We start from the raw sequence: 12735 nt of genomic DNA, 5'->3' as shown, positions 1-12735 counted from the left end.
AGCAATCAAGGGAGCGCCACCGGTCAATGCAAACGGTAATTCTTGGACTATTAACACCATTGATGGCGCTGCTTTTTGCAGTGACCTTTGCGCTGTTTTGGCGCCTCGGACGCATGAAGCGCCACGTGCTTGGTTTCGCGATTGGCTACGTGTTTTTCGCCGCAGGCTATCTTGCGACCCACTTTCTGCCTGCTGGCGCCAGCTACGTATTTCACACGACACAGGTGTTTTACACCATTGCGGTGACGGCGAGCTTGTTTTCAATTTGTGAGCGAGTTGGCCAACGCATCAATCTTGCAGCATTGGGCGTTGTCTATTTGGTCAGCGCCTCTGTGCTAGCTATCGCCGTCACAATTACCAATGATGTCGCGCCGCGATTGATCATCGTAAACACTGGCTATGGCGCCATGTATGTCATTGCATTGACCACGCTTTTGATGGCGCAGCGAAGAACCGCGATAGACATGGTTATCATCGCTTTGATAGCCGTTAACGCCGTGGATTTCCTCGTCAGACCGAACATGACTTTGATGTTCGAGAAATCAATCGCACAGGAAGCGTATCGCGATTCGCTCTACTATTCTCTCATTGGTTTGGTGCTAGGCGTGAAGTCTGTCGCGGGCGCGATGATTTTGATGGGCGCGACAATCGTCGAATGGACTGCATCATTGCGCGAAAGCAGCTCCCGCGATGCGCTTACCGGATTGCAAAACCGCGCCGCATTTGAGCAAACCATGGGCGAACTTATACCCCGCGCGCAAATCGAGGGCCGTCCGCTTAGTCTGGTTGTGGCCGATATCGATCACTTCAAGCAGGTCAATGACATCTGGGGCCATCAATCTGGCGACCATGCAATTTCAGGCTTTGGCGAACTGATTTCTTCAATGATCCGCGGTTGTGACACAGCCGGCAGGGTTGGGGGCGAGGAATTCTGCATCGCCGTCTGGAATTGCCCCAACGATCCGGCCGAACGACTTGCCGAGCGTATCAGACTGGCATTTGTCAAGCTTGAGCACGCAGACCTCAACGACGATATTCGCCTTACGGCTAGTTTTGGTGTTGCCACAGCGAGACCGGGTGAAACCTATGAACAATTGTTCGCCCGCGCTGACCAGGCGCTTTACCGAGCGAAATCGAGCGGTCGCAATCGTGTTGAGAATGCTGAGGCGCCAAGTCTGCAAGAATCAATCGCTGCAAAGGTCCCGCAATTGACTGAAATGCAGCGTGCTCTCGCTGAAGGCTGACCGCCCAACGCGGAGCCGGCACTTGCAATTTGTTGGATGATTGAAATGGTCGGGGAGACTGGATTCGAACCAGCGACCCCCTGTACCCAAAACAGGTGCGCTACCAGGCTGCGCCACTCCCCGACACTATTTCAACCGCTCCGTCTCGCTCATAACCTGCAGATACAGCAGGAGGATGGTGGGCCCGGCAGGATTCGAACCCGCGACCTAGCCGTTATGAGCGGCCAGCTCTAACCGCTGAGCTACAGGCCCTTGAGCCCAAATGAAGCGCTGCGAAACACCACCTCATCGACGGAAGCAGCGATCCCCTACAGCGCGTTTGCGCAAGACACAAGCGTCCATGTGACTACAATTGTGCAGCAGCGATAATTTGTGCCGTATTGGCGCTCTTCACACCGCGCTTTTCGAGATAGGCGTAGACGCGGTTTAGCCAGTCGTAGAGCGCCTCCACCGCCGCCTCGTCCTTTGCGTAAGGAGTGAAGCCGGGGGCGAGCGAGGGGCTATGAAATGACAGCACTAGGAGCGGCAAGTCATCATCTAGCGCAATATCGACGCCGCGAATCGCTTCTTCAGCGGTCACCCCTTCGGGCGTCAGTGCGATGCGTTCCAATAGTCTGAGCTTGGAGAAACCGCCGAACACTGTCGGAAAATGCCGCTGCGCACGGTGAATTTGCGGGCCCAGTTGGCGAAGCAACCCCCAATAAACAGTTGTGATCGGTAGCTCGAGCAGCCTCGCATCCTTGTTCGCCCAATATGGAACGAGTGGGTGATGCGAATAATCAGGTCCATCCTGTCCACGATAGTCAAAGCGCGATCGCACTGAAGTGTCGATCTTGAACCCAGTTTCTGCCAGAATTTCTGCACTGTTCGCGCCGAGCCCATACCGGCCTGCACGGTAGATAATCGGCGCGGCACCGAAAGCGTGCTCAATCTGATCACGCAGCGCCGTCAATTTCGCTTTTTCAAGCTCCCTTGGAAGACTGCCAGCATATGAATTCTGCGAATTGACCTCTTCGTCGAAAGGCGGATTTACCCAAGGGTGAAGTTGCGCGCCGACATCCGCTTTGCCGCGTGATACCGCATCGCCAATAATCTCGATGGCCAAGGGGTCGGTGGCGATCGGCCAATCGATCAAATAAACCGGATGCGCGCCTATGGCTTCGCAAAAAGACTGAAATCGCGGGATTGCGGCCACATTTTTGAGGCCGTGCTTGTCGCGGGTGAATGGTTTTTCCCAGTCAAACTCTTCTTCGGTGTCGACAGTGAGCAGCACACGCTGACCGAATTCAGGCGCAAAGCGAGCATGGTTTTGCAAAGCAGGTGTGTCCGTCATAGACATCTCTCCTGACATTGCCGGGACGCCATCTCGCACTATTTGTGCGGGGCTTTTGGACGCAGCTTTGCTCATTGTTACTGAGCAATACACCAAACTCGTAAGCGATGCCTTACCGTGGGCAAGAGCCTATCCCGGTCAGGGGTCGAAGGGCGATCCGAAATCTAGGTCCTCAAATTCGGCACTCTCATCGAACAACGGCAGCGTAAGCGTTAATGTGTCTTTGGCCCGGATAAGATCGCCGCCAGCCGCTTTGGCTTCTGCTCGTGCCAATCGAAGCGCAAAGCCCGCGCCAAAGATCCCGGCATTGATCGCAGTGCTTGCAGGCTTGGCTTCGGCTGCAAAAATGTCGTCTTCGCCAAGCAACTGCGCGGGGATCTCACAAGTAAGCTCGGCATTCATTCCGACTGTGCCGATCTTTGCCTCTAGCATTTCTCCCGCGCCGCATGCCCCGCCCAACGTTGCGAGCAACCGCCAAAGCAGTGCTTCGACCTGATCAGCGTCGACCGGGATGATGCACGGAAACTGTGCGCCTTCTAATGCGATACCAGCCATTCGCGGACGCAGCACGGGCTCCAACTGGCGGCACGTTTGCGCAGCAAGAGCGGCGATATCGGTCTCGCCGCTATCAATCTCGGCCACACCGGTTTCTAGCTTGGCAAGCCGATCCAGCTCCTCAAAACCTGCAAGAATGCGCGCTGCATCACCTGCAATCGCTGCTGCTAGTGCACGGTATTCATGCGGTGCGGCGCCAAACAGCTGCTGCTGAATAACCTCGGCGTAACCCTGAACAGCGGTAACCGGGGTGCGCAATTCGTGGAGCAATTGCCGTATGCGGTCCGCCTCACGCTCGGCTGCACTTGGAGCCGTGTCGTCGGGTGAGACAGGGCGACGGAAACGCCCGACATATCCCGTAAAATTGCCTTGGTCTGTAAAGCGTGGTTGCGCATCCACAATCCAATCACCGGCAATCGCTTCCGCGCCAACTAGCTGCTTTTGAGCGCCCTTAATCGGTTGACGCTGGCGAAATGCGCGTTCGAGCGGCGTTTCGTCTCCAGTCGCCCCAATGCGCTGTGGGGAAACGAGCCGTGCGCCAATGACCATGGAGGCAACTTCGCCATCGCTCCATTCAATCCGCCCGCCTGCATCGGCGGCAAAGCCGAATATTCGCGCAAGTTTTACCGGACGTAGACTGTCTTCACCGAGGGGAAGGCGCGGTTCACTCGAATCAAATTCGGCGCCGATGCCTGGCGTGCCGGCCCCGTCCCCTTCGCGGTTGCGCTTATACTGTGCGATCCGCTCTACGAGCGCAGAGATTTCGCTCCGGCCTTCACTCACGACATCTGCGGTCGTGGGTACAGTATCGACTGAAGGGATTCTTGGCTGGTCCTCGATTAGCGGCGAGGAACTGTCTTCCGCAGGCAATCCGATAAATGGATCGGACGATAGGGGCGGATTATCCAAAGGAGCAGCGCCATCATCTAAAGGCTCGTGCGCAACCGGCTCTTCTGCAGCAGGTGTTGGCTTGATCGGTTCATCGGCTGAAGGGCCGTCCGCTCTGGGGGCTCGAATATCAATGGGTGTTGGCGGCGTTGCGGGGGTTCGGAAGTTGTCGGTTTCTTGCTCATCTAAGCCAACAAGCATTTCACCAGGGGAAGGCAGTCCACGATCGCTTACGCCTAGGCGATCCAGCATCGTTTCAGCACCTTCAGGCAAGTTCTTGCGCAGACGAAGAAATCCGCGAGCTCTAATGGGAAGACGCGGGATCAATGCCGTCCAATCTTCGCTCGACAAATCAGCGCGCGCCAATGCGGCTGCTGCGACATCCGGTTCAAAATCGGCCAGGTGCGCGGCAAGCTCAGGATTGCGAAAGCGCCAACCAGGCTCACGGATCATCCGGGCCCGGTCAGCAGGTGGGATCTTCTCACCCAGCACATCCATCCGCATCCAAGCCGCGGCGACCAAGCCGGGATCGCGCGTTGCATCCTTGCCCAATTTCGGAGTGCCTAGAATGTCGAGCAATTGCCTGAATTGCGTGCGCTGAGCCGCCTCGCTGCCGGCGCGCTGGCGCAGCACAGTTGCAAGACGATCATCGAAGAACATTCAAGGCTCCAAACGGGCATTTACAGATCGCTGCCCTTAGTATGTAGCGCAACGTCAAGCCCGCATCTGCCCAGTATCCGGTCGCATAGGCAGCGCGCGCAAGCGTATTTCCTTAGCATCCCAGACATTTTGTCACACTGTGCCTGTCGAGTGCGTTGCAAAGCGGGACAATTGCTGGCACACCTAATATTATTGTTCTGAAACGCGCAATCTCCTGCGTGTTCTTGCAGTTGATTGTTGCCGCGTATGCCAATCTGGCGCGCGATTGTAATTTAGCCCGCGTGCTCTGCCGTCTGTTAGCCGGTATTAGATAGCGCGCCTACCGAGGAGCCACGAGCGAGATGGCGAATTTGGACGAGATTGATAAACGCCTGCTTAGCGAGCTTCAGGCAGAGGGCCGAGTGACTAATGTTGAGTTGGCTCAGCGTGTTGGTTTGACTGCGCCGCCATGTCTGCGCCGCGTTCGCGGGCTGGAAGAAGATGGGGTGATCCGCGGCTATCACGCTGATCTTGACCCTTCCAAACTGGGCTTTGCCATCACGGTTTTCGCCATGGTGAGCCTGAAAAGTCAGGCCGAAAATTCGCTTCGTGAGTTTGAAGAAGCCATGCGTGAACTTCCTGAAGTGCGCGAAGTGCATATGCTCAATGGTGAGATCGACTTTATTCTCAAGATTGTCAGCCAAGACCTTCAAAGCTTTCAGGAATTCCTGACAAGCAAGCTGACGCCCGCTCCCAATGTCGCCAGCGTCAAAACTTCATTGACGATCCGCACTGCTAAATATGAGCCGGGGGTCCCGCTCTAAGCACCCAAAACGGAGATGTGTCTCTCATGAGCAATGATGATCGAATTGCGGAACCTGTAAACGGCAAATGCCTGTGCGGTGCAGTCTCAATCACGCTCAAGGGTGCGCATCGCGAAGTCGATGTGTGCCATTGCACGATGTGTCAGCAGTGGGGCGGTTCGATGTATGCAGGCATTGAGACAGAAGATTTCTCAATCGATGGCGACGCGGCGATTTCGACCTATCAATCGAGCGATTGGGCCGAGCGCGCCTTTTGCAGCAAATGTGGCAGCAATCTCTGGTACAAATTCAAACCCACAGGCGCGCGCACATTCCTTGCAGGACTATTTGATCTGCCAAAAGGACTGCCGATCAAGCATCAGATTTTCATCGACGAAAAGCCTGACTGGTTCGATATTGCGCAGGAAACGCCGAAGAAGACCGGCGCAGAGATTATCGCCGAGGCAGAAGCCGCTGGTTTCTCGTTCGATTGAAATGATCGATGTTAGATTGTGAGCACTGACTCAATTCCATATGTTGAATTTAGGCGCGGGGCTCTCGCCCTGTTTCTTGTCGTGCTCGTTCTTGTCTTGATCGTCTGCACCATCGCAGCATTCGATCAACATGTGTTGCTTTCACTTTCGGAGCAACGCAGAGCAGGCTGGCTCAGGTGGCTTACTCTGTTTGAGTATGGCGGCGTCAACATCGCGATTTTGCTGGTCGTTTTCTATCTCGTTTACGAAGTTGCTAAGGTTGGCTGGCAGGCGCTTCAGCCCATCGCCTTAGCCGTCGACGACGATACGGTGGTATTCCATCCTACACTGCGACTAGCTCCAGTGCCGTTGAGCGAGATTGCCTCAGTCGAACAGAGAATGCAGCCCCTCAACTCCCTTCTGCAAATCAAAACCCGATCAAGGCGCGTGATCTTGATTAAGCAAGTTGACCAGTCTTCAGCAAAGACCTTCGCCGATGCGATCAATGCAACTTCATTCGAGGCCTGACCACTCGGTTTACTCGGCCAATAACCATAAGCCCGATGCCCCTCATCCAACCATGTATGCCGAGCAAATGCATGCGGTACAGCGAAGTGTAGATCAGCCGCGCCAATCGCCCTTCTACGGCCATCGCTCCGCCAACCAAATTGCCCATCAGGCTTCCTACGGTTGAAAACCGGCTGAGTGAAATCAGTGAACCCTTGTCATCGTAGACGAAGGGTTTGAGCGTTTTGCCCTTTTGCTTGCGTTTAATGTTGGTGAAGACGGTTGCGGCCATTTGGTGAGCTGCTTGGGCCCTTGGTGGGATGGGCAGGTCTTCGCCTTCGGGCGTGAAAGACGCGCAGTCACCCAACGCGAAGATGTCGGGGTCGCTCACCGTTTGCATGGTTTCTGTGACCAGGATCTGATTGCGCGGATTGGTCTCAAGACCAAGCTCGCTCAGGAACTCTGCACCCTTTACGCCTGCCGCCCAGACCATCAAATCTGCCTCAATGGTGTCGCCGGTTTGTGTGACCATACAGCGCCTGCGCGCCTCTATCACTTGGGTTTGAGATCGAACTACGACGCCTAACTTCTTGAGTTCACTGCGCGCACCTTCTGACAGCTTTTCTGGCAAGGCCGGTAGGATGCGCGGCCCAGCCTCTAGGATGGTCACATCCATCCGGCTTTCGTCGAACACTTCCAAACCATAATGCCTCAGCGCGCCTGCTGCATTGTACAGCTCTGCTGCGAGCTCCACTCCGGTTGCGCCCGCGCCGACAATTGCGACTTTCACACGCTCATCGGCGTCGGGATCGGCCAGCATGGCTCGGCTAACGCGGAGGCAGTGGTTGAGCAGTTTGGTGCGAAACTTGTCCGCTTGTTCGCGGCTATCGAGATACAGGCAATGTTCAGCCACGCCGGGAACGCCAAAGTCGTTTGAGATTGAGCCCAGCGCTAGGACGAGGATGTCATATCTGATCGTATGCCCGCCAATCAGCTCCTCACCATGTTCGTCTAGAACTGGGGCAAGGCTGATCGTCTTTGCATTGCGATCGATGCTTTGCAGCGAGCCTTGGAAGAAGCGATAACCCCAGCGGGCGCAATGTCCGCGATAGCCCACTTCATCCAGATTGGCGTCCAGCGACCCCGCCGCGACTTCGTGTAAGAGGGGTTTCCAGATGTGCGACAGGTTCTTGTCGACTAGGATGATGTCGTGCTTCTTACGTCCGTATTTCGCACCCAGCCGCCGAACAAGCTCAAGCCCGCCAGCGCCGCCGCCAACGACGACGATCTGCGTCTTGCGCACTCGCTTGGACTCCGTGCCGCGCGCGGGCGCGGGGTGATGGTCGACCTTGGTGAGGATCTCTTCATGTTTCATGGCGTCTATTCCGTCCGACAGCCTTCGATCCCGCAAAGGCAAGCTGAGCATTGCCAGCGATTACCACAACAACGCCCATTGGCATGGCGCGGTTCCCCGACCCCATTCGAGTGTTGCGTGCTGCGCAACAGTTGGTGTTTCTGATCCCTTTGAGTTTGCGATTTTGCAAGCCTATCGCATGCTTATGAGCAGAAACGACCATGCAGGCGACCAGCGCTGCGATCAGGCGATCATCCTCTTTGATGCGATGTGCCTCCTGTGCTCTGCCAATGCCCAATTCGTGTTGAAGCACGACAAGGCTGAGCGGTTTCTGCTTGCGTCAATGCAAGGCGATGTGGGGGCTGAGCTGTTCCGTGCGAACGGTCTCGATCCCGCTGACCCATCCTCCATTCTGGTGATCGAAGCCAAGGCTGATGGTGGCCGTGTTCGCAAGGACAGCGATGCCGTGATCGCGATCTACGAAGGGCTGGGCTGGCCGTGGCTTGTGGCCCGCGTCTTGCGCATTGTGCCTGCCTTCCTTCGCGATCCCGTTTACCACCTGATAGCCCGCAATCGCTATCGCATCTTTGGCAAGCGAGAGAGCTGCTGGGTGCCTGATGAGCGCTTTCGCAACCGGGTGCTCTAGAGCGCTTAACCCATAGGAGGGGAGCATTATGAAGATCCTGATCCTTGGCGGTTATGGCGTTTTCGGCGGTCGGCTCGCACACCTCCTCAGCGATCTGCCAGCGCTCACCATGCTCATTGCCGGGCGCAGCGAGGCCAAGGCACGCGCCTATTGCGACCAGTTCGACGGTGCAGCCAGCGTCCTCCCTCTCGCGCTTGACCGAGCGGACATCGCAGCCGCGCTCAGCCAGCACGAACCCGACCTTGTGGTCGATGCATCCGGCCCATTCCAGGCTTACGGCGATGCCCCATACAGCGTAGTCGAAGCCTGTATCGAGAGCGGGATCGACTACCTTGACTTGGCCGATGGAGCCGACTTCGTTTTCGGGATCGAACGCTATGACACTGCCGCCCGTGCCAAGGGTACTGTCGTCCTTTCCGGCGTCTCCAGCTTCCCCGTGCTCACTGCCGCTGTCCTTACCGAAGTCGCCAAGCACATGGAGGTGCATGAGGTCGAGGGCGGCATCGCCCCGTCCCCATACGCGGGCGTCGGGCTCAACGTGATGCGCGCGGTCATCGGCTATGCAGGCGCTCCCGTGCGCCTGATGCGTGATGGCCACGAGGCGCATGGCGCGGGGCTGGCAGAGAGCCGCCGCTACACCGTCGCAGCCCCCGGCGCGGTTCCGTTGCGCTCCATCCACTACTCGCTTGTCGACGTGCCTGACCTGCGCGTTCTTCCGCGCGAGCATCCCTCGATCCGCAGCATCTGGATGGGGGCAGGGCCAGTTCCCGAAGTGCTCCACCGCATGCTCAACCTGTTTGCCAAGGCACGCTATGCCTTGCGTCTTCCTTCCATGGTGCCACTTGCAGGCTTGTTCTACCGCGTGCTTAACCTGATGCGCTTTGGCGAGCATCGCGGCGGTGCCTATGTCCATGTTCGCGGCACCCGCGATGGGCGGCCGGCGGAGCACAGCTGGCACTTGCTGGCAGAGGGCGATGACGGCCCCCTGATCCCCTCCATGGCGGTGGAGGGCGTTGTGCGTAAGCTGCTGCAAGGTGAGCGTCCTGAGCCCGGCGCACGAGCTGCTGTGGGCGCGCTGTCGCTGGCTGACTACGAGGCGCTGTTTGCAGGCCGAGCGATCACCACCGGCTTTCGCGACTATGCGAGTGACACCCAGCCGCTCTACCAGCACCTGCTGGGTTCCGCCTTCGACACGCTGCCGCCGCGCGTTCAAGCGCTTCATGCCGAGACCAAGGCGCGGCGTTGGGAGGGCACGGCTGAGGTGCGCCGGGGCAAGGGGGTGCTCGCCCGCATCGCCGCAGCGCTGTTCCGCTTCCCCAAGGAGGCACCCAGCATCCCGGTCACCGTCACTCTCGAACCGGATGGAGCCAAGAGCGGAGGAGGCGAGCTGTGGACCCGTAACTTCGGCGGCAGCGTCTTCGCCTCTCACCAGTCGGTGGGTAAGGGACGCAACGAGCACTTGCTGGTCGAGCGCTTCGGCCCCGTCTCCATTGCGCTCGCTTTGGTGGTGGAAGGCGACCGCCTGCGCCTGATCCCGCGCCGCTGGTTCCTGCTTGGCATTCCCCTGCCGCATGCGCTGATGCCTTTCGACACCAGTTTCGAGACTGAGATCGATGGTGAGTTCGCCTTTGATGTCGAGATCGGCGCGCCCATCGTGGGCCGCGTGGTCGCCTATCGTGGACGGTTGAGGGAGGAAGCGGGTGGCTCGGTTCATCGTACGTAAGCCACACATGGACCGCATGTTACACGGTCCTAGCGAAGAAATCCGTTCGATCACAGATGCGCCTTTTGATCGGCTAAGGCGATTAAGCAGGGGCGGCTTTGGGCGCATTCCCTTGGGCTATCAGGCGGGCGAAGTGTAGGAAAATGGGGGCGCCCGTGTGCGCTCTATCTCGGATTACGGATTGTTCGAAAGATTGAGTGAGCCAGTGGGCTTGGCAGGCGGTCATGTTGCAGGTGCGACAACTCGCCATTGAGGTTGGTATAGGCATAGGCAGGCGTCATCTCTTTACCCCTACGCCAGTCGATTTGGAGCGGCGATGCCAGTGCATGCGCGCGTGGGTTGAAGAACCGAAACACGGGGTTGCCGCCTTTGTCGACAATCTCAGCGAAGGCGACAATCACTCCCGGTTTGTAGACGCGATAGGGTCTGGGCCTGAATTGTGGGCCGCCCCAAAACCCGAACACGTTGGTGGGCGCAAGATCATCACCAAGTTCTCTCCAGACGCCGAAGCGGACCATGTAGTCAAAGCTGGCTGTGCGGGTTGGTTGGCGCTCAATGCATTCCTCGCGCAATTGCCGGAGCCAGCCTTCGCGTATCTGCGACGCCGTCTGGTATTGTGCATTGGAAAGGTTAGGTCCTGTCTGTGTGCGGTAGTTTGACAGCAATGTTTGGCATGTCTCGCTCGCCGAGAACCCGTAGGTGACCGCGTAATCGAGTTGCGGCTGAAACTCGATGGGGATTGAAGGCTTGGTCGAGGGATTGTCCGCAGCGATCGTAACCGAATTCGCCACCCCCGATCCCAATAACAGATCAACTGTATGATGGGTTGGCTCGCCACTTGAGGCGATCACGAAGTCGCGGCTTCCGCCGCTGGGTGTCTGGATAAAGATATCGCCATCCAGCTCTACCCTGTTTTCGAGAAGGACGGGCTGCCTGTCATATTGCTCTAGCTCATTGTGCACGGACGATATGGAGATGGCCGGCACGGTCACTAAGAAGATGATCGTCACAAACGCTGCCGCGAAAAACGCCGCTGCCATTGGCAATTTGATGCGCAGCACAGCCATGGCGACAACGAATATCGCGATCCAAAAGATGGTGCCGGACAGTGCCGGGGCGATAAAGCCGAGCAACACAATCGCCAGCAGCCCAAACAGGCCAAAGACAGCAAGCGTCCACCAAAGCCCGCTCAGACCGGAAAAAGCGCGATAGGCGCGGTTGTCAGTCAGTGTCGCCATTGCGCCAGTGTACTAGCAAACCGCTAATTTCCAATTCGTTACGCAGGTTGAGTGGATAGAAGGGCACCTTCAAAAGACATAGGCCGCGTCATAAACGCATTTGGTCGAGCGCCGCTTTTCAAACGAGATTTGCTGACATCAAATGCGTCCCGTAACTGATAGGCCAAAGGGGCAAGGGAATGCGCGAAACGGGAAGTCTGGCTGGATTTATCATTCTCGCCTCAATTGTGAGCGGACCTGCCTCTGCCCAGTCACCTGCTGATACGGCAAGTCCTGCGATGGATGCTGTCTTTGCGAGCGCCACCGAAGGCTCATCGCCCGGCTGCGCGGTTGGCATCGCGCGGGGTGGGGAGCTGGTGTTTGAGAAAGGCTATGGCCTTGCTCATGTTGAACACGGCTTGCCCATCACCCGCGACACGGTCTTTCGCATCGCCTCTGTCTCAAAGCAATTCACCGCGGCCGCAATTGCGATGCTGGCCGAGCGCGGAGAGATTGATCTCGACGCTGACATTCACACCTATCTGCCCGAGCTTGCCGATTATGGCCGCGAAGTCACAGTGCGCCAGATGGTCCATCACATCAGCGGAATGGGCGATTATGGCGGCTTCGAAGTGCGCCCCGGAGAACCTTTCCGCTTTGGCGATCAGGATTACTGGACGACCGAGCAATTCATGGCTGAGGTGGTCAAGAAACCGCTCGAACACGGGCCGAATGCGGGCTTCAACTATTCGAACCTTGCCTATTTCCTGCTCGGCCAGACGGTTGAGCGGGTAAGCGGCAAGAGCTTGCGAGACTTTGCGCGTGATGAGTTGTTTGAACCGGGCGGCATGCCCAGCACCTTCTTCAACGACAATGTGCGTGAGATCGTACCGGGCCGCGCGCAAGGCTACACCGCGCATGAAGACGGCTCTTTCACGATTGGCATGACCAATCTCGACTGGGTTGGCGATGGCGGGGTGCACACCAACCTTTCCGATATGGCGCGCTGGGACCAAATACTTGCCACCGGCGACATCGAAGGCGGCCCTGAATTCATCGCCAAACTGCACACGCCCTATGTCGCCGATATCTCCTTGCTCGGCGGCGAAGGGGAAGCGGAGGCGGGCTACGCCTACGGCATGAATGTGAGCAAGACCGCAGAGGGTGAAACCATCCTCCAGCACAGCGGCGGCTGGGTCGGGCACAATGCCCACCATGCCCGCTTCGTTGACCGTGATTTCAGTGTGATCGCCCTGTGCAATCGCAATGATGGACTGGCGTTTGGTCGCTATGAGGGAATGATGAACGCAGCGCGCGAATTCATGGAAGAGATCGACGCGCGCGAGTGATCAA

General features: G+C 57.5%; 11 protein-coding genes and 2 tRNA genes. 7 read left to right on the top strand and 6 right to left on the bottom strand.

Annotation, left to right across the window (positions count from 1 at the left end; genetic code table 11):
• Window positions 1-26: 26 nt before the first annotated feature.
• The gene (locus AC0V6N_RS07910; protein WP_486171027.1) at window positions 27-1244 is read left to right on the top strand and encodes a GGDEF domain-containing protein; all 1218 of its coding nucleotides are present in this window, start codon (window positions 27-29) and stop codon (window positions 1242-1244) included.
• 46 nt (window positions 1245-1290) lie between these two features.
• On the opposite strand, the gene AC0V6N_RS07905 is transcribed toward AC0V6N_RS07910, so the two are convergent.
• From AC0V6N_RS07905 to AC0V6N_RS07890, 4 genes are all read right to left on the bottom strand, one after another.
• Window positions 1291-1367: transfer RNA gene (locus AC0V6N_RS07905), tRNA-Pro, on the bottom strand.
• A gap of 53 nt (window positions 1368-1420) precedes the next feature.
• Window positions 1421-1496 (bottom strand) — tRNA-Ile (locus AC0V6N_RS07900).
• Window positions 1497-1590: 94 nt separating this feature from the next.
• On the bottom strand, window positions 1591-2577 hold the full coding sequence (locus AC0V6N_RS07895; protein ID WP_486171026.1) for a polysaccharide deacetylase family protein: 987 nt from the start codon (window positions 2575-2577) through the stop codon (window positions 1591-1593).
• Window positions 2578-2715: 138 nt separating this feature from the next.
• Window positions 2716-4680 carry a sensor histidine kinase gene (locus AC0V6N_RS07890; protein WP_486171025.1) on the bottom strand — a complete coding sequence of 655 codons (1965 nt, stop codon included), beginning with the start codon at window positions 4678-4680 and terminating at the stop codon, window positions 2716-2718.
• Window positions 4681-5021: 341 nt separating this feature from the next.
• Here AC0V6N_RS07890 and AC0V6N_RS07885 point away from each other — a divergent pair, with 341 nt between their 5' ends.
• The 3 genes from AC0V6N_RS07885 to AC0V6N_RS07875 are packed head-to-tail and all read left to right on the top strand — an operon-like array spanning window position 5022 to window position 6463.
• Window positions 5022-5483 (top strand): Lrp/AsnC family transcriptional regulator, encoded by a 462-nt coding sequence (locus tag AC0V6N_RS07885; protein ID WP_486171024.1) that lies wholly within the window; start codon window positions 5022-5024, stop codon window positions 5481-5483.
• A 26-nt stretch (window positions 5484-5509) separates the two neighbouring features.
• On the top strand, window positions 5510-5956 hold the full coding sequence (locus AC0V6N_RS07880; protein ID WP_486171023.1) for a GFA family protein: 447 nt from the start codon (window positions 5510-5512) through the stop codon (window positions 5954-5956).
• Between the two features lie 18 nt (window positions 5957-5974).
• Window positions 5975-6463, top strand: coding sequence for a hypothetical protein (locus AC0V6N_RS07875; RefSeq protein ID WP_486171022.1), 489 nt, complete (start codon window positions 5975-5977; stop codon window positions 6461-6463).
• Here the strand turns inward: AC0V6N_RS07875 and AC0V6N_RS07870 are convergent.
• Complete coding sequence (locus AC0V6N_RS07870; RefSeq protein WP_486171021.1) at window positions 6438-7817, bottom strand: NAD(P)/FAD-dependent oxidoreductase; 1380 nt, start codon at window positions 7815-7817, stop codon at window positions 6438-6440. The two genes, AC0V6N_RS07875 and AC0V6N_RS07870, sit on opposite strands and share 26 nt — an antisense overlap.
• Here AC0V6N_RS07870 and AC0V6N_RS07865 point away from each other — a divergent pair.
• Together AC0V6N_RS07865 and AC0V6N_RS07860 are read left to right on the top strand one after the other, a co-directional pair.
• Window positions 7816-8442 (top strand): thiol-disulfide oxidoreductase DCC family protein, encoded by a 627-nt coding sequence (locus AC0V6N_RS07865; RefSeq protein WP_486171020.1) that lies wholly within the window; start codon window positions 7816-7818, stop codon window positions 8440-8442. The genes AC0V6N_RS07870 and AC0V6N_RS07865 overlap by 2 nt on opposite strands.
• A 28-nt stretch (window positions 8443-8470) precedes the next feature.
• Window positions 8471-10165, top strand: coding sequence for a saccharopine dehydrogenase family protein (locus tag AC0V6N_RS07860; RefSeq protein ID WP_486171019.1), 1695 nt, complete (start codon window positions 8471-8473; stop codon window positions 10163-10165).
• Between the two features lie 164 nt (window positions 10166-10329).
• On the opposite strand, the gene AC0V6N_RS07855 is transcribed toward AC0V6N_RS07860, so the two are convergent.
• Window positions 10330-11403, bottom strand: a complete 1074-nt coding sequence (locus AC0V6N_RS07855) for a hypothetical protein (RefSeq protein ID WP_486171018.1) — start codon at window positions 11401-11403, stop codon at window positions 10330-10332.
• A 179-nt stretch (window positions 11404-11582) separates the two neighbouring features.
• On the opposite strand from AC0V6N_RS07855, the gene AC0V6N_RS07850 reads away from it, so the two are divergent.
• Window positions 11583-12731 carry a serine hydrolase domain-containing protein gene (locus AC0V6N_RS07850; protein ID WP_486171017.1) on the top strand — a complete coding sequence of 383 codons (1149 nt, stop codon included), beginning with the start codon at window positions 11583-11585 and terminating at the stop codon, window positions 12729-12731.
• Window positions 12732-12735: the final 4 nt, after the last annotated feature.

The sequence above is a fragment of the Erythrobacter sp. S57(2025) genome, assembly GCF_057365055.1.
The sequence above is the reverse complement of the archived record's forward strand: the minus strand, read 5'-3'. Positions and strand labels throughout refer to the sequence as shown.

Coding starts and splice junctions, on each gene's coding strand:
- AC0V6N_RS07910 (WP_486171027.1), top strand. CDS start 27: ATGCAAACGGTAATTCTTGGACTATTAACACCATTGATGGCGCTGCTT.
- AC0V6N_RS07895 (WP_486171026.1), bottom strand. CDS start 2,577: ATGACGGACACACCTGCTTTGCAAAACCATGCTCGCTTTGCGCCTGAA.
- AC0V6N_RS07890 (WP_486171025.1), bottom strand. CDS start 4,680: ATGTTCTTCGATGATCGTCTTGCAACTGTGCTGCGCCAGCGCGCCGGC.
- AC0V6N_RS07885 (WP_486171024.1), top strand. CDS start 5,022: ATGGCGAATTTGGACGAGATTGATAAACGCCTGCTTAGCGAGCTTCAG.
- AC0V6N_RS07880 (WP_486171023.1), top strand. CDS start 5,510: ATGAGCAATGATGATCGAATTGCGGAACCTGTAAACGGCAAATGCCTG.
- AC0V6N_RS07865 (WP_486171020.1), top strand. CDS start 7,816: ATGGCGTCTATTCCGTCCGACAGCCTTCGATCCCGCAAAGGCAAGCTG.
- AC0V6N_RS07870 (WP_486171021.1), bottom strand. CDS start 7,817: ATGAAACATGAAGAGATCCTCACCAAGGTCGACCATCACCCCGCGCCC.
- AC0V6N_RS07860 (WP_486171019.1), top strand. CDS start 8,471: ATGAAGATCCTGATCCTTGGCGGTTATGGCGTTTTCGGCGGTCGGCTC.
- AC0V6N_RS07855 (WP_486171018.1), bottom strand. CDS start 11,403: ATGGCGACACTGACTGACAACCGCGCCTATCGCGCTTTTTCCGGTCTG.
- AC0V6N_RS07850 (WP_486171017.1), top strand. CDS start 11,583: ATGCGCGAAACGGGAAGTCTGGCTGGATTTATCATTCTCGCCTCAATT.